The following is a 16,733-nucleotide window of genomic DNA, read 5'->3' on the forward strand; positions in this document are numbered from 1 at the left end:
CGCATTGCGCGGCCCTTTTTCGTTGCGGCCTGTCCTTCAGGCAGGGTGGTTGAGATAAGCCGCCACGGCAGCCACGTCGTCGCCGACGGCGTCGACCGCTTCGGTCAACTCCTCGACCGACAGGTCGAAGCGAGTTGTCCAGTATCGTATGGCCTGCGGGTCATTCAGCACGACCCGGCCCACATCCTGCGGCGCATCACCCATGGATGACCGCACCGGCCCGCCATGGGCTTGAGCCGCGAGGGGGATTTGGTCCCCCCGCTTTTCATCTTCTCTCTCAGGTGCATGGCCGTGCCCGCCGGTCGAAGTCGTGCCGGAGCGCAGCTCTGTGCGTTGCCCGCACGAAGGTGTCTGGTTTTCCTCAGGCATGCGATAGTCCCGTTCCTGATGAACAGGCCTAACGCGCCGCCGGTAGAACCTATCCCTGCCCTTTAGGTCAGGGGATCGGACGACCAGCGCTTCAGCCGGGCATAGAGGCCGGCGATCACGCCGGCGAAGACCAGGATGGCGAGCGGTACCGACCAGTGATTTTCGGCCACCAGCGCCAGCGGCGCATCGCTGTCGGTGCTGGCGACGATGCCGGCGAAGGCGACGCCGAACAGGCTTTCGCCCACGATGAAGCCGGTCGCCATCAGCACGCCCATGCGCTCGGCAAATTCCGGGTTCGCCTGACGCAGGGCCCAGCGATTATAGACATGGCCGACCAGTGCGCCGACCGGGATCAGCAGGGTCAGCGCCATCGGCAGATAGATGCCCATGCCGACCGCGAGTGGGGGCAGGCGCAGCTTGCCGGACTTGCCCAGCAGTTCGTCGATCGCAATCACCACCACGCCGATGCCGGCGCCGATGCCGATCAGCTTCCAGTCGAGGTCGCCGCCCAGCACACCCTTGGCCAGAGCGGAGATCAGGGCGGCCTGCGGCGCGGGCAGGGCGTTGGGGCCGGCACCCGGTGCGCCGGCAAAACCGAAGGCGCTGTTGAGCAGGTCCAGCACCGGCGGGATCACCAGCGCGCCGAACAACACGCCAAGGATCAGGGCGATCTGCTGCTTCCAGGGGGTCGCGCCGACCAACTGGCCGGTCTTGAGATCCTGCAAATTGTCGTTCGAGATGGTGGCGATGCCGAAGATGATGGCGGTGGTGAACAGCGCATAGGCGATCAGCGCCTGCGTCTGCGACGGATCGCTGTTACCCGATCCGTAGATCGCCGCCAGCAGCAGCGACGCGCCCAGCACGGCAAGGATGCCGACGCCCGAAATCGGGCTGTTCGACGCGCCGATCAGGCCCGCCATATAGCCGCAGACCGAGGCGATGACGATGCCGGCGACCAACACATAGGCCAGCGTGAGGCCGATCACCGGCACCGGATTGGCGGCGATCGGGCCACCCTGCGCAAAGACCCAGAGCAGGATGCCGATGGGCAGCAGCGCGGCGACGATGGTGCCGCCGACGATACCGATCGGCAGGTCGCGTTCGGTAATGTCGAGGCTGGCGGCATTGCCGGACTTGCGCGCGGCATTGGCGACCAAAGCGGAACGGATGCCGCTGACGATGGGGCCAAGGATCTTGAGCAGCGTCCAGATCGCCGCGATGCCGATTGTGCCGGCGCCGATGAAGCGGGCCTTCATGCGGAAAGCGGTGCCGACGATGTCGGACAGCTCAGCACCGGTTGGCAGCGGCGACGTGAGATAGGGGACGAGGCCGACCCAACTGATCAGCAGGCCGATGAACATGGCGACGCCCACCGACAGGCCGACCAGATGGCCGACGCCGATCAGCGCCATGGAGAAGCTGGTGGAGACGGAGGTCGCACCCGCGCCGAACTTAAAGAAAGTGGCGGCCTCTTCGGCCAGGATGCGGGTCTTGGCGATGATCGAGAAGCTGGCGGCGGACACCGCGCTGGCGACGATGGCGGCGAGGCCCCGCTTATTTTCCTCGAGCCCCTCGCGCGAACCGGCACCGACCTTCAACACTTCGGCAGCGGCAACGCCTTCGGGATAGGGGAGGTCGGACCCGGTGACGAGCGCCCGGCGCAGCGGCACCGAATACATCACGCCCAATATGCCGCCCAGCGCGATGGTGCAGGCGGAGAGCCAATAAGGGAAACCCTGCCACCAGCCGATGATGACCAGGCCCGGCAGCACGAAAATGATGGCCGACAGCGTGCCGGCGGCGGACGCGATCGTCTGGACGATGTTGTTTTCCAGGATCGTGCCGGTCGCAAACAGACGCAGCACCGCCATGGAGATGACCGCGGCCGGGATCGACGTCGCGAAGGTCAGGCCGATTTTCAGCCCCAGATAGACGTTGGCCGCCGTGAAGACGAGGGTGATGAGCGCGCCGAGTATGACCCCGCGCAGCGTCAGTTCGGCCATGGCGTGGGTTTGCGCGCCCTGGCCCTTTACGTCCGTCATCACCTTATTTCCCTTGGCTTGGCAGCTTGATCAATCGGCTGGTAATAATCTTGCTTGGGCGTGGATCAATCGGAAAGTGGAATCAGGAGGCGTTTCGGGCCGTCGCGACAGGTGGCAAATGATCCAGCCAATTGTCGACCAGGCCGGTCCAGCGCTGATAGCCGCGCGCGTTCATATGCAGTCCGTCCGGTCTGAAGAGCGAGGCGTCGGGCAGGCCGTCGCGGGCCAGCAACACCGTGCCGACGTCCAGATAGTCGAACCCCTCCGCCTTGGCCCGTGCGGCAACGGCGGCGTTGACCTGCGCCATCTTGGGCCGCAACGTCCAGCGGATCGGGCTGGGCTTCAGCGACAGCCAGGCAATGGAAGCACGCGGATAGTCGGCCCGCAATTTCTTGAGCAGCGTCAATATGTCGCGCGATACGGCTTCGGGCGATGTGCCGGCGGCCAGATCATTCTCACCGACATAGACCACCACCGACCGGGGCGGCACGGGGGGCAGCAGCCGTTTGTAATAATGCAGCACATGGGCCGTGGTCGCGCCGCCAAAGCCGCGATTGACCGTACCGATATCGTGGAAGCTGCCGGCTATGTCCCACAGGCGGATGCTGGAACTGCCCAGAAACAGCGTGGCGTCACGCACCGGTAGTCCGGCGCTGTTCGCCCTGGCGAAAGCGTCTATCTCCCTAGAAAAGGGGAAGGCCGGATCGGCATTGGGCGCAAGCGAAGCGGCCGGACCGGGCGGCGGGGCGGCGACGGCGCTCGCCGATGCCGCGCAGGCGATCAGCAGCGCAGACAGCGCCTTCCGCCCGTCAAGCGCGGTCGCCTTAATGGCGGTGGAGCGGGCGCAGATTATATTTGCCGTCCGCATAGCTGCCGAACATGCCGGTGATGGCGGGGTGATCGACCGGTTCGTCGCTGTCGTCCGCCGCCAGATTCTGTTGGCTGACATAGGCGACATAGCTGGATTCACCATTTTCGGCGAGCAGGTGATAGAAGGGCTGCTGCTTGTCGGGCCGGGCCTGTTCGGGGATCGCCTCATACCATTCCTCGCTATTGGCGAAGACCGGATCGATATCGAACACGACCCCGCGAAAGCCGAACATGCGGTGTTTGACCACATCGCCGATGCTGAAACGGGCATGGACGATCGGCGGAGCGGTGATGCCGGTGCCGAAAATCTGAATCGTGTCTCTCATATGACCAATTTAGGAGGCTATTGCGCGGACACAAGAAAAATACCCGAAAGAGCGCTTGGCAAGTGCGAATTCATTCGCTAATGGCCGCCCCTCGACCGGGAATGCGGCGCCTTGAACGGCCTGTTGAACCTTCTGCGGAGAGGTGGCAGAGTGGTCGAATGTACCGCACTCGAAATGCGGCGTGCCCTAGCGGGTACCGTGGGTTCGAATCCCACCCTCTCCGCCATTTGACCCTCCGCAGGGGTCTCCAGAAGTCCACTGATATCGACTTTTTCTCCCTGATTACTGACGCTTGGCTCACCAGCTCGGCCGCAGTCGTCCACAGCCCTCCGCAGGCGTTTTGCGGTGATTGTGGTACTGATTCGTGGTCTCGGCGGTCGAAAAACGTGGTACTTTTTGGAGACGACGACCGATGCTCAGTGACGCCAAAGTCCGGGCGGCCAAGCCCCGCCCCAAATCCTACAAACTGACCGACACCAATCGCCTGTTCCTGCTCGTGACGCCGAGCGGGGGAAAGCTGTGGCGGTGGAATTACAGCTACGACGGCAAGCAGAAAACGATGGCCTTCGGCGCCTGGCCCCAGGTGGGATTGGCGGATGCCCGAGCGAAGCGGGATGAGGCCAGCGGACATCTGATGGAAGGCGACGATCCCACGATCCTGAGGAAACTCAAGGTTGTGGCCAAGCTCGAGGCCGGCAGGCAGACCTTCGAACGGGTCGCGCGGGCGTGGCATGAGAATGCCAGATCGCAATGGGCTATCGTACATGCCGCCGATATTATTCGCAGCCTGGAAAGGGATGTGTTTCCGGCCATCGGTGACATGCCGATCGCCCAGCTGACGCCCCCGCTCGTTCTGAGCGTCTTGCGGGAGATCGAGGCGCGCGGCGCGATCGAGACGGCAAAGCGCGTCCGGCAGCGCATTTCAGCTGTCTTCATCTATGGTATCGCAGAGGGTATCGCGACGAGCGATCCTGCCGAGAAGCTGGGCGCGGTCCTCAAGCCCCTGCGAAAAGGGCGTCAGCCTGCAATCACCGATCTCGTTCCCCTTCGCCGGATGATCCGCACGGCTGAGGAAGACTATGCGCGCCCCGTCACGCGTCTCGCCCTTCGTCTGCTCGCGCTGACCGCGGTGCGACCCAGTGAACTTCGCGGCGCGCAGTGGGATGAGTTCGAGGATCTGAACGGCTCGGAGCCTTTGTGGCGCATTCCGGCCTGGAGGATGAAGGGCGACGCCGATCGGAAGGATGAGCTCCACGGCGATCATCTTGTTCCGATCACGCCACAGGCATTGGCGGTATTGAGGGCAGTGTGGCCGCTTACGGGTGAAGGACCGTTGGTTTTCCCCAGCAACCGCCACGCCCATCGCCCCATGAGCGAAAATGCCATCGGCTATCTTCTCAATCGGGCTGGTTACCACGGCCACCATGTCCCTCATGGGTTCCGCGCTGCCTTCTCTACGATCATGAATGAGTGGGCCGAGCGCGAAGGCAAGGAACATGATCGCAAAGTGATCGACCTCATGCTTGCCCATGTCCCTACGGGCAAGGTTGAAGGGGCGTATAATCGCGCAGCCTACATGCCCCGTCGCAGGGAACTTGCCATGGCCTGGGCTAACATGTTGAGTGACGGCTTGTCCGCACCATCAGTCCTGCTAGATCTGCCCGCCAAGGCAATGGGTCCGCAATCACGTCGACGGGTGCCACCACCTGTCGATATCGAGTTTCGCTTTCCCACCCGAAGGCGCAGCTCCGCTAAGGTCGTTGCTCGCTAGAGTAACGGCAGGTGCAGAATCATTCATGACAGGAGGGGGCTGTCGGCCCCCTCCATTGTGCTCGCCACATTATGGAATGGCCGCTTGGATAGATGTCCTCGCCCAGGTAACACGTGCCACTGGCAAAGCGTCCTGCCATCAGACATCACGCCGATCCGGTAATGTGCTGAGCAGTGCGCTGGCCGAGACGATGTGGATATCATCGCCCGCCAGGCGACGAGTTTCGGCCTTCTTGAATTCGGCGTCATAACGCACATAGCCAAATGGCTCGTCCGCTGCGACCACCAGCATAGTCGTTGTTGCGCCGACTGATGCCATGATCCGACCACCATTGGCGGCAATTTGTTGGGCCAGGCGGCCGTTGCGAGGCTCGCCAAGAATGGCAACGCGCTGACCTTTCAGTATGCCGTCAGGAGCGGGCGTGGGCGGTGCCGCTGCGCGTTTTCTTGGCTGAGGTGCCAGCCAGTCTGATAGTTGCAAACCGGTATGATCGATCGCTTTCACGACGATCATGCCTGCCGCGCGGGCGTCGCTAAGCGCATCATGATGCTTGAGCGGGATATCCAGATGTTTCGCCACGATATTGAGCCGATGGCTGGGCAGCTCGGGCCAGGCGCGCTTGGCAACTCGGACGCTATCCAGCCATGTGGTCTCGAGCATCGCGCGATCATTTATACGGCATGCTGCTGCGAGGGCGCCCTTGTCAAAATAGGAATGGGCCACGGTCGTGCGGCCATTCAGACGGGCTTGAAGGATGCCGTGAACGTCAGCGAAACAGGGTTGGGCTAGCACGTGGCTGGCAGCAATCCCGTGGATCCGCGTATTGAAGCTGCTGAAATGATCCTGCGGATCGACAAGGGTCTCATACTCAAACGCGACAGCGCCATTGCGAAAGCCGACAATGCCGATCTGGCAGATGCTGCTGACACGCGAGCACGCCGTCTCGACATCGATGACCACGAAGTCTGGTTCTTCGGTATCGCCACTTCGCGCATTTGCCGCGGCGTTGGCAGAGAGGTTGGCGCGAAGGGGCTGGAACATATCAGGATCATAGGCAGCGCTTAAAGCGTTGCACAAGGCCCTTGGCGCGGACAATCTTCGATGGGCATTGGGTTTTGTGAGCCATGCCGACATCGAGGATGATCTGCTGTCCAACACCACACTAACGCTTTGGGAGGCGAGAAGCAGGTCGGTGGCAGCAAGATCAGCGGGTTCGTCCCTGCAGAATGATCAAACGGGTTTCGGATCGCCGGAGAAATCGCACGGCATATGGCACGAAACATGGAATCCGATAAAGCCCCGCATACATCAGGCACATGAATATCGGTTCATACTTCCGCCTTGAAGGTATGCTGATTGCGGGCGCGACGAGCCTGTACGTGCAGGCTCGCGATGGCGCTTTCTGGGAGATCGGAAAGCTGAAGGATGTCGGGCATCTGCTACAAAGCAATGTTGTCGTCGAGGGCATTCGCACAGGCGCTCAAAGCGTGGCAGTAAATTGGATCGAGGCCATGAGGCCGATCCAGCATGCGATGAGTAGCATCGGCATGTAGCGTCAGGAATTCGCGCTTTGAGGTGCTCCTAGCCGGTTGGGTTGGGTCGCGAGCGGCCAAGGGAACAATGCGACTGTGTCGAAGTCGATTGCATCGAAGGAGCGGGGCAAGAAGACAGCTGTAAAAGCAGGGACCGCGTAAACAACAAAGGCCCGCCCGGCAAAGCCGAGCGGGCCAGTCAAAAGGCTTGAAGCCTTCGGGTCGCGCTATCCTGCTATCTTCATGCAATCGATTCGCATTGTATGAATCGGACATAAAGGAGCATAGTTCCGTTACGGAAAGCGTGAAAACAAACTGCCGAGATTGGCAGCTCCATCAAGCGACACAAGTCTGACCGGTGGTGTCGATATGGAGCGCAATCTTCAGTCGGGCATCATTGCCGAGCGCACCGTGATTGAAGGGAAGGCTAGATACGCCCGGCCGGGCTAGTCGCCCCTATGACGTCACCGCGCGAGCGCCTTGCCTCACCCCATACCGGCCGCAGATTGTCGCTCCAAAGCTTGTTGGTCTGCGGCCACGTACACCTGTTAAGCCTCACCGGTAGTCGGCATAACATTTCTGCTGACGATAGCTTCCAGCTCAGAGCAGGTTATTGAAGTTCTCCATCGATGATTTCGGGAATAAGCGGCACAAGTTCGCGCGCCAGAAAACCCACTTCGCCAATGACCTTCGTCAAGGTTCTTCCTGCTCTTCCATGGACCCAGGCACCCCAGGCAGCAGCACGAAGTGCGGGTGCACCCCGCGCTGCCAAGCCCCCGATGAGGCCAGCCAGGACGTCGCCCGAGCCGCCCGTGCCGAGCCCGACACAGCCATCGCTATAGACAAGACTTTCTCCGTCGGGCGACGCCACATAGCTTTTATCCCCTTTCAGGAGAATGACTGCGCTCCATCGCGATGCCATTTCGATGGCTACCGCCAAGGGCCTCGCCTTAATTTCCTCGACTGAAAGGCCGCTAAGAGCAGCCATCTCCCCATAATGGGGCGTAAAAATCACATTCTCTTTTACTCGCCACCGTGATGGGTCGAAGTCACGCAGTGAAACCAGAGCCGCGGCGTCGAGAATGAGACTGCCAGGAAAATCGAGGCTATCGAGGAGATTGGCGACAAATGTCCGCGCTCCCTTGCCCGAGCTCATGCCTGGTCCCAGGACAAGCGTGTCGCAGGACGTGATTCGAGCCTTCAATATTTCCGCTGCTGCAGGAGCGATTTCTCCCTCTTCGTCGGCGGGCAGCGCGATCATGGCGGCCTCCGGGACGAGCACGCCCAGTGACAAGGCCGAAGATCGCACGGTCGCCATCTGCAGCTTTCCGGCGCCTGCGCGTAGCGCGGCTTCGCCGGTGAGGCGAAGCGCACCGGGCACGAATTCGGCACCTCCAACCACCAGGACGCGGCCGCGACTGTTCTTGTCGGCGCCTTGCGCGATCGCCGGGAGCGGATGTCGCTTCAGCCACGCCTCGTCGAGCTGTTGGCAACTCATCCGCGTGCACCAGCTATGACATCGGGCGCACGGGTCACGGGCATGTCTTCCTGCTCGACCGGAGCCGTCACATTATATCGACCAAGCAATAGCCCTCCATCCTTGCCCTTCTCCGCATCGAATGCATATTCGGTGATAGCGCAGTTGGCGACATCGCCTTCACGGTCGACTTCCAATATCTCGGCCTCGGTCATGCCTTCGATGATGTACCGCAAGCACAACACCACCACCTGATGGGTGAAGATCATCACATGCCGGTCCGCATGATGAAGCGCGATCGTATCCATGACGGAGCGCAGTCGCAGAATGACATCGCACCAGCTTTCGCCCCCTGGAGGGCGATGATAGAATTTGCCTAGCAGCCTGCGAAATTCTGCTTGCTGCGGTTCGATGCTGCTTATCCCCATGGATGTCAGCCCATCAAGGATGCCGAATTCCTTTTCCCGCAGCCTCTCGTCAAAGCAGATGGGCACATTGTCTGCGCAACCTCCGGCCTGACGGAATAGATCTGCGGTCTCGCAGGCGCGCCGATAGGGAGATGCAAGGAGAACATCCGGACGCTCATGCGGTGCCTCGCCGGCATACCAGCGTCCCAGCGCTCCAGCCTGGTCGCGGCCCAGGTCGCTCAGGGGCACGTCAGCATCTCGCTCTGACAAATCTATGCGATCGACATTGGCCTGCATGGCTACATCCCGCGCGACGTTGCCTGCGCTCTGGCCATGCCGAACGACCGTCAGTTTCCTTGGCCAATGCATCTGCTTCACCGCTTTTCTCCTTTTTGGAGAAATGGATGGGCTGGCCAAATGATCCCCTTTGCGTGCGCGGGCGTGCAGCCCGATCAAGGATATTTCTCTGCTCCGTTGAGTTCACCGGAATGAGAGGAACATATTAGCCGGGAATCACGCATGCGCGATGATGTCGAAGCGCTGACGCTCATGGCGGAGGAAATTTCGCTGCTCCGCGACCTATCCACACAGGATAAAAGCGATCCGAGCTGGATCCTGGTCCGAGCCTGCGCTGATCATATGTGTGAGATCATGGATCATTTTGCCGGAACCCAATGGCATTTGAGTGGCGAAATGCCATGGTGGCGCGCATTCCAGAAAAAGCCCTGACCTTGTCCTGATCTGGAGCCGCGGAGCAGGGAAGCCTGGTTTGTAAGGTCAGGGATATAATGTCCGCGCATGGGGTTGTTGCAAGACTGCGCTCGGCAGCCGCTCCAAGATCCGTGAGGCCCAATGGCTCGCTCGCATCAGACCCATTTTGTGAAGATCCATCCCACCCAATCCATTGCCCTGAACAATGAACATGACAAGGCCTCACGGAGCGAGCTTGCCCGCAGGATTGCCCGGCTCGGCGAGGCAAGATTTGTCGATCATGACATGTCAGGTGACCAACAGCTTTCAAGCGGCCAGCCGGACACACTCTTCATTCCGACCGGCACGATCGATCTCTCGGCGGCAAGAAAACTGGGCATCCAGACTGAGAGCCAGATCTACGGTGGCGTCGTGCCGTTTCCCTTTGTCGGGAGCAAGGTCATCACGCATCCGGCCTACGGGTACGACCCTGCAATCCCGGCCGGATGGCGCGCTGAACTGGGCTCGGCTCTTGCTCCTCACGTTCTTGCGGGCTGGTCGGCCTTCACTCTCGATGCGGTCCGCGCTGCCGCTCTTGATATGCTCGAGCATACGGCGATCCGCCTGAAGGAGGTCGAGGCCACTGCCGGACTAGGCCAGTTCGTCGCGACGTCGGTCAAGGAACTGGACGAAGCGATGGCCCAGCTCGACGAGGCTGCCATATCGAGGCATGGCGTGGTGATCGAGGAGAATCTCGATGACGTTGTCACCTACAGCGTCGGTACGATGCGCCTTTTTGGCGAGGTGATTTCCTATTGGGGCACGCAGCGGCTCACCACCAACAACAGTGGCGCGACTGTCTATGGCGGTTCCACCCTTCATGTCGTCAAGGGCGGTCTGGAGCGGCTTGCGAACCTGGGTCTGGCTGACGAACTGCAGCAGGGGATCGATAAAGCGATCGGCTATGACGCTATCGTCTCACGATTCTATCCGGATTTGCTGGCGTCTCGCCGCAATTACGATGTCGCCGCCGGCGTCAATTCCTACGGGGAACGTCGCATCGGCGTGCTCGAGCAGAGTTGGCGTGCCGGCGGCGCGAGCGGCGCCGAGATCGCGGCGTTCGAAGCCCTGGCGCGTGATCCTGGCCGCTCGGCTGTGACATGCATGACGGTGGAGATTTATGGCGAGGTCGATGCCGCTCCGGACGGCAGCATTGTCTATTATAGCGGTGTCGACCCCGTGGCAGGACCCATGACAAAATATGCGATGGAGCTGGAATGACAGGCAGTCAGCTATCCTTTGACGTCGAGGGCGAAAGCCTGGAGGCAACCTTGTTGTCGCCCGACAAGCTGGTCCCTGGCATTCTCTTCATTCATGGATGGGGCGGTTCGCGCGAACAGGACATGGTGAGAGCCGAAGAGATCGCCCAATTGGGCTGCATCTGCTTCACCTTCGACCTGCGAGGCCATGCCAGACATGCCGAAGAGCGCAATATCGTGACCCGGTCGCACGGTCTTGCAGATGTGACGGCGGCCTATGATTATCTCGTCAGGCAGGAGCAGGTCGATCCGTCGGCAATTGCGGTCGTTGGCACCAGCTATGGCGGCTATCTCGCGGCATTGCTGACTGCGGCTCGCCCGGTCAACTGGTTGGCGCTTCGTGTTCCTGCGCTCTATCCTGACGAACATTGGGATGTGCCCAAGGCGAAGCTCGACCGCGATCTCATCAATGCCTATCGGGCACACTTTCGAACGGGTCGGGAAGACAAGGCTTTGGCCGCTTGCGAGCGCTTTGCCGGCGATGTTCTGATCGTTGAATCGGAACATGACGATTATGTGCCGCACGCGACCATCAGCTCCTATATGTCCGCGTTCCACAACAGCAATTCGCTGAGCTATCGTATTCTAAAAGGCGCTGATCATTCGCTGCGGGATGAAGGCGGCCGACGGGCCTACAATCATTTGCTGCTCACCTGGATCGAGGAGATGGTCCGGGGCGGCCGCCGCCCGTCACCGTCCGGCGCCCAGGCAGTGGAAAATTTGCCATCGCAGGCGAGGAAGCTCGCACAAGGCTGATCCCGTCCAGGCGGATGCGTTCTTGTAGCGACGCTTTCGCTGGGGTGGCCCGTTATTCCTGTTCGTGCGTTGAAGCCGCAACAATAGGAGTAGACGGTCATGTCCATGTCGCTTGAAGATCTGTCGCGCAAGATGAAGGAGATCGATTTTGCGATGCTTGCCACCCATACGGGCGGCGGCGCGATCGGATCGCGTCCGATGAGCAACAACCGCGAGGTCGACTATGACGGTAGCGCCTGGTTTTTCACGGAAGAGACCACGCTCATGGTGTCCGATATCAAGGCCGATCCCGCAGTCAATCTAAGCTATCAGGGTAAATCGGGCTTGTTGGGACAACGCCCCTTCTTTCTGGCGGTGGAAGGGACAGCCATGCTCATCCGCGACAAGGACCAGTTTGAAGCGCATTGGACGAAAGGCCTGGAACGGTGGTGGCCGCAGGGCACGCAGACGCCTGGCCTTGTCCTGATCCAGGTGATCGGCGAGCGCGCGCATTATTGGGATGGCGAAGAGGAAGGCGAGCTATTGCTGGAGGGCGCTCACTGATGGCATCGGATGAGAAGCCCTCGCCGCGCCGGCTAGGAAAGGCCGGCGCATTCATTTGCGGCGTCATCATCGCCCTGTTCATCATCATATTCGTCGCGAGGAATGTCTGGCATGGCGAGGAACTTGAGCAGGATCAGGCCACTGGCAACAACGTCGCGACCGAGCATACCGGCCCATCCTATAACCAGCAGCCTTGAACCGCGCAGGTTTCAGCGGAGCCTGGAAGCTGGGCCATGTTCAGGGGAGCCTAGCCTCTGCCAGCCCGCAGCGACATGAGAGCCTGAATGATCGCAAGATGGGTCAGTCCTTGCGGCATGTTGCCCAGATAGCGCCCGGACACAGGTTCGATCATTTCAGGATATACGCCAATGGACGGTGCCAGCCCTTCAATGGCTTCGGTAAATGCCCTGGACGCCGCTTCAGGCTGATCAAGCAGAATTTTGGCTTCGACCATCCAGAAGGTGCAGGCGAGGAAGCAGCCTTCTTCCTTGTCGGCTCCGGAATAGCGATAATGATAGGGTCCACAGCCGAGCTCCCGATCGATCGCCTCGACCGTTCGACGAAGGCGATCCCGTCCATCGAACCCAAAGCGCACAGCAAGGGCGAGGGACGCATCGAGGCGATCCGAGCCCGGATAGAAACTATAGGCGCCGAGGCTCTCGGACCAGCAATGCTCCGTTATCCAGGCCTTGATCCTGTCTCGTTCGCGTGACCAGCGATCGCGGCACGTCGTCGGCAATTGTCCTGCGTCGGCCAGCTCGACCGCGCGGGCCAGGGCCTGCCAGCAACCGATTTTCGACATGGTATAATGCTGTTCTTCGGCAAGCTCCCAGATGCCGCTATCCTTCTGGCGCCAGATGTCCGCACATTGATCGGCAAGATGGGCCAATATCTCTGCGCTGCGCGCGTCCAGGATATTGCCATGGTCTACGAAGCATGCCGCGGTCTCGAAGATATCGCCATAAATTCCATGCTGCCGCTGATCCGTGGCGCGGTTTCCAGCAACAACCGGCTCTGAACGGCGATAGCCCGGCAGGTCGACTGTCCGGACGTCTGAAGCCGCGCCGCCCCAGATCGAATAGCAGACGCGCGGCCCCACTTTCTCGATTTGCTTGAGCAACCAGGTCAGAGCAGCCTTCGCCTCCGCCTGGGCACCAACGCGCAGGAAGGCGTTGATGGTATAACCTGCGTCGCGGACCCAGGCGAAGCGATAGTCGTAATTTTTCGACCCGCCAATTCGTTCCGGAAGAGAGGTGGTCGCCGCCGCTGCGATCGCTCCACTGGGTGAAAAGAGCAGGAGCTTGAGGGCCAGGGCACTTCTGACCAATGTGTCCCGATAAGGTCCGTCACATTGGACCGTCTGCGCCCATGTGCGCCATTCGTCATCCGAGCCGTCTATCCGGGCGTCTATTTCATCAAGCGAAGGCGCCACCAGTGGCTCGTCTTCGCCTGCCACGATCGCGAGCAGTTCGCTCTGACCCGCCTCGATCGTCAAACTTGCGGTCGCGCCATTATCGCCCAGATGCTCTATGATCACGCCCGATCCCCGCAGAAAGAGACCCAGCACGCTGCCGACATGGAAGACATCATGGCCTGCGACATTCTGCATATAGGGCGAAGCGGTCCCGGCCCGATGCCCGAGCCTCAACGCGATGTCGAAATGTACCGAGCCTTCCAGCCCCTCGATCCGCCGCGCCAATTCGCACCAGGGCAAGCGTCCCGCAGAACCGCTGTTGAGCGATTCGACCATTCGCGCCTTGCCGCCAGCGGTCGTGAATATAGTCTCGAGGACATTACTCTCGGGACGATAAGCCCGCTCGACCTCGAACGCTTCACGAGGCGTGATGGCGAAATAGCCGCCCTCCTGCGGATCAAGCAACCGATCGAACAGGGGCGGAGAATCGAGATTGGGGACACACCACCAGTCGAGCGACCCATCGCTAACGCTCAGGGCCATGGTCCGGCCATCGCCCAGGGCCGCATAATGTTCGAGATGAAGATAGTTTTCCGCGTCGCGCCGGGGGCGAGCGTTGTCGAGCCGAGTCCTGTTGATGACGACATTCCCTTGAACTGATTTCAGGCGAGAACGCACGAGAGACGGCCTGTTTTCCTGATCCAGATCAGAGCTTTGAATAAGATTGCCATCCTGCTGAGTCCGGTGTGGAACTCGATGGCTCTGCGGCTCGTAGTTTGCCGTGTCGCCTAGAACGGCAAACTGGACTGTCGTCCATCATCCCCATCAGCAAGGAGCGAACATGGCAGAGCGTCTCACCATGCAGGACCCGCGCGCACAATATCCCAAGCCCCCATTTCCAGAGCAGCCGCAGCCGGTTCCCGGCATCGCCGCGGATATGGATCCCAGGCCTGATCACGGGGAGGAAAGCTATGTCGGCTCGGGCAAGCTCGAGGGCCGCAAGGCGCTGGTCACTGGCGGCGACAGCGGCATCGGCAGAGCGGCAGCGATAGCCTATGCACGCGAGGGCGCCGATGTCGCCATCTCCTATCTTCCAAGCGAAGAGGAAGACGCAAAGGCGGTCATCGCCCTGATCGAGGCAGAGGGGCGAAAGGCGGTCGCGCTGCCTGGCGACATCACGGACGAGAACTGGTGTCGCAAGCTCGTCGATGAGGCGGTAAATGGCCTTGGCGGGCTCGACATTCTTGTCATCAACGCCGGCCGCCAGCAATTTCGCGATGACGTGGAAGCCGTGAGCTCGGAAGATTTCGACCGCACGCTCAAGACCAATCTCTACGCCATGCACTGGATCACACAGGCCGCCGTGCCCCATCTTCCCGCCGGCGCGTCGGTGATCACCACCGCCTCCGTCCAGGCCTATGAGCCATCGGCCATATTGCTCGATTATGCCACGACCAAGGCGGGCATCGTCGCCTATACCAAAGCGCTGGCCAAACAGCTGATCGAAAAGGGCATCCGGGCAAATGTCGTTGCCCCCGGTCCATTCTGGACGGTCCTGCAATCCAGTGGCGGTCAGCCGCAGGACAAGGTCACCAAGTTCGGTGAGCAGAGCCAGTTCGGCCGTCCCGGTCAGCCGGTCGAGATCGCGCCCGTCTATGTACTGTTGGCCTCGCAGGAGGGCAGCTATATCACCGGTGAAGTCTATGGCGTGACCGGCGGCGCAGGGATCGCCTGACGCAAGGATGGCCCCGCGTCACCGCGGGGCCACCGTCCCAACAGATATGATTCTGACAGGATAACGCCGCGCCGCCACCTCAAGAAGGAGCGGCACGGCCAGAGGCCTTAGTCGCGCAGGCTATCGGGAACCACGCCGCCATTTTCCGCGAGTTTCGTCATCACCGCCCTGTGCAGAGCGATATTCTGCTCTGCGCTGCCGTCAGCGCCCTCATGAACAGCCAGTTCTTCGGCCAGCGCCTTGCGCGCCGCAAGGCTGGAATCGAGATCGAGCAGTTTCAGCAGATCGACGATCGAACTTTGATAATTTCCCCCACCTCCCTTGGCGTCGGCCATGGCCGAAAGGACCGCGCCAACATCGACCTGCGGCAGCGAGGCTGCCTCAGGTGATGCGGTGGCCGTGGCGGGCGACGCAGGGGGCGTAGTGGCCGGCGGGGGCGGGCTGGCGGTCTGGACATTCGGGGCGGGTGCAGGGGTGCCATTGCCTGCCTTCTGGTCGTCATGACCGAAAATCTTGTCTCTGATCTTGCTGAAGATGCCCATGTGCCTGTCCTCCATGTGATGGCTCAATCATCACCAAACGGCGGGTGGCAAAAAAGGCTCCCATGGGAACGAGCCTGGACGCGGCGGGTTGACGTTCCGAGATATGATGATCCGGGAGACAATCGATGAAGATGCAGTTCGCGACGGTGGCGATATCATTGGCAGCGCTGACACTTGGCGGATGCGGCAAGAAGGTCGACACGACGTCCAACAACGCCGCGGCGGCGCCGATGAACAGCATCAATGCCATCGAACCGGCGCCGGTTGCGGAGAGCGCAGGCCAGATGTTCGCCAATGCGGCAGCGGCGAGCGATACATTCGAAATCGAAAGCTCGAGATTGGCGGCAGCCAACAGCCAGTCGACGTCCGTCAAGAAATTCGCGGAGTCGATGATCAAGGCGCATACCGATTCAACGGCAAAGCTCGGCCAAGCTGCGAGCGCTGCATCCCCAGCCATCGTGCCCAAGCCAATCCTGACTTCCGAGCAGCAACAGTCGCTCGACGCGCTCAAGGGCAAGAAAGGGGCCGACTTCGATGCCGCCTATATCGAAGCGCAGACCAGGGGACATCAGGAGACGCTCGACACGCTTAAAGCCTATTCGGCCAGTGGCGAGGTTCCCTCATTGAAGGAGTTCGCAACCAAGCTTGTTCCCATCGTGACCGCACATCTCAACATGGCGAAGGGCCTCAAGTCCTGAGCGAAAGTTCCTTTTTTCAGAAACTCTGCGAGTACGGACGGGCCATGGCAGTGATCGCCAATGACCCGGCTCCCTGCCCCTTCGATCTTGCATAAGGCAGATCGAAGGGGCTTTTAACCCTGCCAGCAAACGCAGCGTCGAGACGATATCGCGCGTTCATCCGTCGACCGGCCTGTATTGAAGGCACCCGCCACGCAACGCTGCTGCGCCTTCATATTCTCACTTCAAGAGCACCAGGCCAG

18 protein-coding genes and 1 tRNA gene are annotated in these 16,733 nt (G+C 60.8%); 10 read left to right on the forward strand and 9 right to left on the reverse strand.

Annotated features, from left to right (window positions below; all coding sequences use genetic code 11):
- Window positions 1-36: 36 nt before the first annotated feature.
- The 4 genes from F4U95_RS15970 to hspQ form a co-directional block, all read right to left on the reverse strand.
- On the reverse strand, window positions 37-204 hold the full coding sequence (locus tag F4U95_RS15970) for a DUF3606 domain-containing protein (RefSeq protein ID WP_150426441.1): 168 nt from the start codon (window positions 202-204) through the stop codon (window positions 37-39).
- A 227-nt stretch (window positions 205-431) separates the two neighbouring features.
- Window positions 432-2,372, reverse strand: a complete 1,941-nt coding sequence (locus tag F4U95_RS15975; RefSeq protein ID WP_150426442.1) for an OPT family oligopeptide transporter — start codon at window positions 2,370-2,372, stop codon at window positions 432-434.
- 121 nt (window positions 2,373-2,493) lie between these two features.
- A complete protein-coding gene (locus F4U95_RS15980; RefSeq protein ID WP_150426370.1) occupies window positions 2,494-3,279 on the reverse strand; it encodes a GDSL-type esterase/lipase family protein in 786 nt (261 codons plus the stop codon).
- A complete protein-coding gene (gene hspQ, locus F4U95_RS15985) occupies window positions 3,236-3,607 on the reverse strand; it encodes a heat shock protein HspQ (RefSeq protein ID WP_120251731.1) in 372 nt (123 codons plus the stop codon). The genes F4U95_RS15980 and hspQ overlap by 44 nt, the downstream gene beginning before the upstream one ends.
- Before the next feature lie 136 nt (window positions 3,608-3,743).
- On the opposite strand from hspQ, the gene F4U95_RS15990 reads away from it, so the two are divergent.
- A tRNA-Ser gene (locus F4U95_RS15990) sits at window positions 3,744-3,833 on the forward strand.
- Between the two features lie 186 nt (window positions 3,834-4,019).
- Entirely contained in the window at window positions 4,020-5,378 is a 1,359-nt protein-coding gene (locus tag F4U95_RS15995; RefSeq protein ID WP_150426371.1) for a tyrosine-type recombinase/integrase, read from the forward strand.
- Between the two features lie 138 nt (window positions 5,379-5,516).
- Here the strand turns inward: F4U95_RS15995 and F4U95_RS16000 are convergent, their stop codons facing one another.
- Window positions 5,517-6,419, reverse strand: a complete 903-nt coding sequence (locus F4U95_RS16000; RefSeq protein ID WP_246171618.1) for an exonuclease domain-containing protein — start codon at window positions 6,417-6,419, stop codon at window positions 5,517-5,519.
- Window positions 6,420-6,694: 275 nt separating this feature from the next.
- Between F4U95_RS16000 and F4U95_RS16005 the strand changes: the two genes are divergently transcribed.
- Window positions 6,695-6,931: a DUF5818 domain-containing protein gene (locus F4U95_RS16005; RefSeq protein ID WP_150426372.1), complete on the forward strand. Its 237-nt coding sequence runs from the start codon at window positions 6,695-6,697 to the stop codon at window positions 6,929-6,931.
- Between the two features lie 589 nt (window positions 6,932-7,520).
- On the opposite strand, the gene F4U95_RS16010 is transcribed toward F4U95_RS16005, so the two are convergent.
- Both F4U95_RS16010 and F4U95_RS16015 read right to left on the reverse strand, forming a co-directional pair.
- Window positions 7,521-8,408, reverse strand: coding sequence for an NAD(P)H-hydrate dehydratase (locus F4U95_RS16010; RefSeq protein WP_150426373.1), 888 nt, complete (start codon window positions 8,406-8,408; stop codon window positions 7,521-7,523).
- Window positions 8,405-9,163, reverse strand: a complete 759-nt coding sequence (locus F4U95_RS16015) for a histidine phosphatase family protein (protein WP_150426444.1) — start codon at window positions 9,161-9,163, stop codon at window positions 8,405-8,407. The genes F4U95_RS16010 and F4U95_RS16015 overlap by 4 nt, the downstream gene beginning before the upstream one ends.
- A 150-nt stretch (window positions 9,164-9,313) precedes the next feature.
- Here F4U95_RS16015 and F4U95_RS16020 point away from each other — a divergent pair, with 150 nt between their 5' ends.
- From F4U95_RS16020 to F4U95_RS24925, 5 genes are all read left to right on the forward strand, one after another.
- The gene (locus F4U95_RS16020; protein WP_095686777.1) at window positions 9,314-9,523 is read left to right on the forward strand and encodes a hypothetical protein; all 210 of its coding nucleotides are present in this window, start codon (window positions 9,314-9,316) and stop codon (window positions 9,521-9,523) included.
- Between the two features lie 123 nt (window positions 9,524-9,646).
- On the forward strand, window positions 9,647-10,765 hold the full coding sequence (locus F4U95_RS16025; RefSeq protein WP_150426374.1) for a DUF3182 family protein: 1,119 nt from the start codon (window positions 9,647-9,649) through the stop codon (window positions 10,763-10,765).
- Window positions 10,762-11,559, forward strand: coding sequence for an alpha/beta hydrolase family protein (locus F4U95_RS16030; protein WP_150426375.1), 798 nt, complete (start codon window positions 10,762-10,764; stop codon window positions 11,557-11,559). Before F4U95_RS16025 ends, F4U95_RS16030 begins: the two co-directional genes overlap by 4 nt.
- Before the next feature lie 99 nt (window positions 11,560-11,658).
- Window positions 11,659-12,102, forward strand: a complete 444-nt coding sequence (locus F4U95_RS16035) for a pyridoxamine 5'-phosphate oxidase family protein (RefSeq protein ID WP_150426376.1) — start codon at window positions 11,659-11,661, stop codon at window positions 12,100-12,102.
- Complete coding sequence (locus F4U95_RS24925) at window positions 12,102-12,299, forward strand: hypothetical protein (protein ID WP_010339415.1); 198 nt, start codon at window positions 12,102-12,104, stop codon at window positions 12,297-12,299. The genes F4U95_RS16035 and F4U95_RS24925 overlap by 1 nt, the downstream gene beginning before the upstream one ends.
- A 50-nt stretch (window positions 12,300-12,349) precedes the next feature.
- Here the strand turns inward: F4U95_RS24925 and F4U95_RS16045 are convergent, their stop codons facing one another.
- Complete coding sequence (locus tag F4U95_RS16045) at window positions 12,350-14,155, reverse strand: glycoside hydrolase family 15 protein (protein ID WP_150426445.1); 1,806 nt, start codon at window positions 14,153-14,155, stop codon at window positions 12,350-12,352.
- 202 nt (window positions 14,156-14,357) lie between these two features.
- Here F4U95_RS16045 and F4U95_RS16050 point away from each other — a divergent pair, with 202 nt between their 5' ends.
- A complete protein-coding gene (locus F4U95_RS16050) occupies window positions 14,358-15,251 on the forward strand; it encodes an SDR family oxidoreductase (RefSeq protein ID WP_037506441.1) in 894 nt (297 codons plus the stop codon).
- A gap of 107 nt (window positions 15,252-15,358) precedes the next feature.
- Here F4U95_RS16050 and F4U95_RS16055 read toward each other — a convergent pair whose 3' ends face one another.
- Window positions 15,359-15,793 (reverse strand): DUF3597 domain-containing protein, encoded by a 435-nt coding sequence (locus F4U95_RS16055; RefSeq protein WP_150426377.1) that lies wholly within the window; start codon window positions 15,791-15,793, stop codon window positions 15,359-15,361.
- A 125-nt stretch (window positions 15,794-15,918) separates the two neighbouring features.
- Here F4U95_RS16055 and F4U95_RS16060 point away from each other — a divergent pair, with 125 nt between their 5' ends.
- Complete coding sequence (locus F4U95_RS16060; protein WP_150426378.1) at window positions 15,919-16,491, forward strand: DUF4142 domain-containing protein; 573 nt, start codon at window positions 15,919-15,921, stop codon at window positions 16,489-16,491.
- Window positions 16,492-16,733 lie beyond the last annotated feature (242 nt).

This window comes from Sphingobium limneticum (assembly GCF_008710165.1).
In the GTDB taxonomy this organism is placed as follows: Bacteria; Pseudomonadota; Alphaproteobacteria; order Sphingomonadales; family Sphingomonadaceae; genus Sphingobium; species Sphingobium limneticum.

Coding starts and splice junctions, on each gene's coding strand:
- F4U95_RS15970 (WP_150426441.1), bottom strand. CDS start 204: ATGGGTGATGCGCCGCAGGATGTGGGCCGGGTCGTGCTGAATGACCCG.
- F4U95_RS15975 (WP_150426442.1), bottom strand. CDS start 2,372: ATGGCCGAACTGACGCTGCGCGGGGTCATACTCGGCGCGCTCATCACC.
- F4U95_RS15980 (WP_150426370.1), bottom strand. CDS start 3,279: ATGCGGACGGCAAATATAATCTGCGCCCGCTCCACCGCCATTAAGGCG.
- hspQ (WP_120251731.1), bottom strand. CDS start 3,607: ATGAGAGACACGATTCAGATTTTCGGCACCGGCATCACCGCTCCGCCG.
- F4U95_RS15995 (WP_150426371.1), top strand. CDS start 4,020: ATGCTCAGTGACGCCAAAGTCCGGGCGGCCAAGCCCCGCCCCAAATCC.
- F4U95_RS16000 (WP_246171618.1), bottom strand. CDS start 6,419: ATGTTCCAGCCCCTTCGCGCCAACCTCTCTGCCAACGCCGCGGCAAAT.
- F4U95_RS16005 (WP_150426372.1), top strand. CDS start 6,695: ATGAATATCGGTTCATACTTCCGCCTTGAAGGTATGCTGATTGCGGGC.
- F4U95_RS16010 (WP_150426373.1), bottom strand. CDS start 8,408: ATGAGTTGCCAACAGCTCGACGAGGCGTGGCTGAAGCGACATCCGCTC.
- F4U95_RS16015 (WP_150426444.1), bottom strand. CDS start 9,163: ATGCATTGGCCAAGGAAACTGACGGTCGTTCGGCATGGCCAGAGCGCA.
- F4U95_RS16020 (WP_095686777.1), top strand. CDS start 9,314: ATGCGCGATGATGTCGAAGCGCTGACGCTCATGGCGGAGGAAATTTCG.
- F4U95_RS16025 (WP_150426374.1), top strand. CDS start 9,647: ATGGCTCGCTCGCATCAGACCCATTTTGTGAAGATCCATCCCACCCAA.
- F4U95_RS16030 (WP_150426375.1), top strand. CDS start 10,762: ATGACAGGCAGTCAGCTATCCTTTGACGTCGAGGGCGAAAGCCTGGAG.
- F4U95_RS16035 (WP_150426376.1), top strand. CDS start 11,659: ATGTCCATGTCGCTTGAAGATCTGTCGCGCAAGATGAAGGAGATCGAT.
- F4U95_RS24925 (WP_010339415.1), top strand. CDS start 12,102: ATGGCATCGGATGAGAAGCCCTCGCCGCGCCGGCTAGGAAAGGCCGGC.
- F4U95_RS16050 (WP_037506441.1), top strand. CDS start 14,358: ATGGCAGAGCGTCTCACCATGCAGGACCCGCGCGCACAATATCCCAAG.
- F4U95_RS16055 (WP_150426377.1), bottom strand. CDS start 15,793: ATGGGCATCTTCAGCAAGATCAGAGACAAGATTTTCGGTCATGACGAC.
- F4U95_RS16060 (WP_150426378.1), top strand. CDS start 15,919: ATGAAGATGCAGTTCGCGACGGTGGCGATATCATTGGCAGCGCTGACA.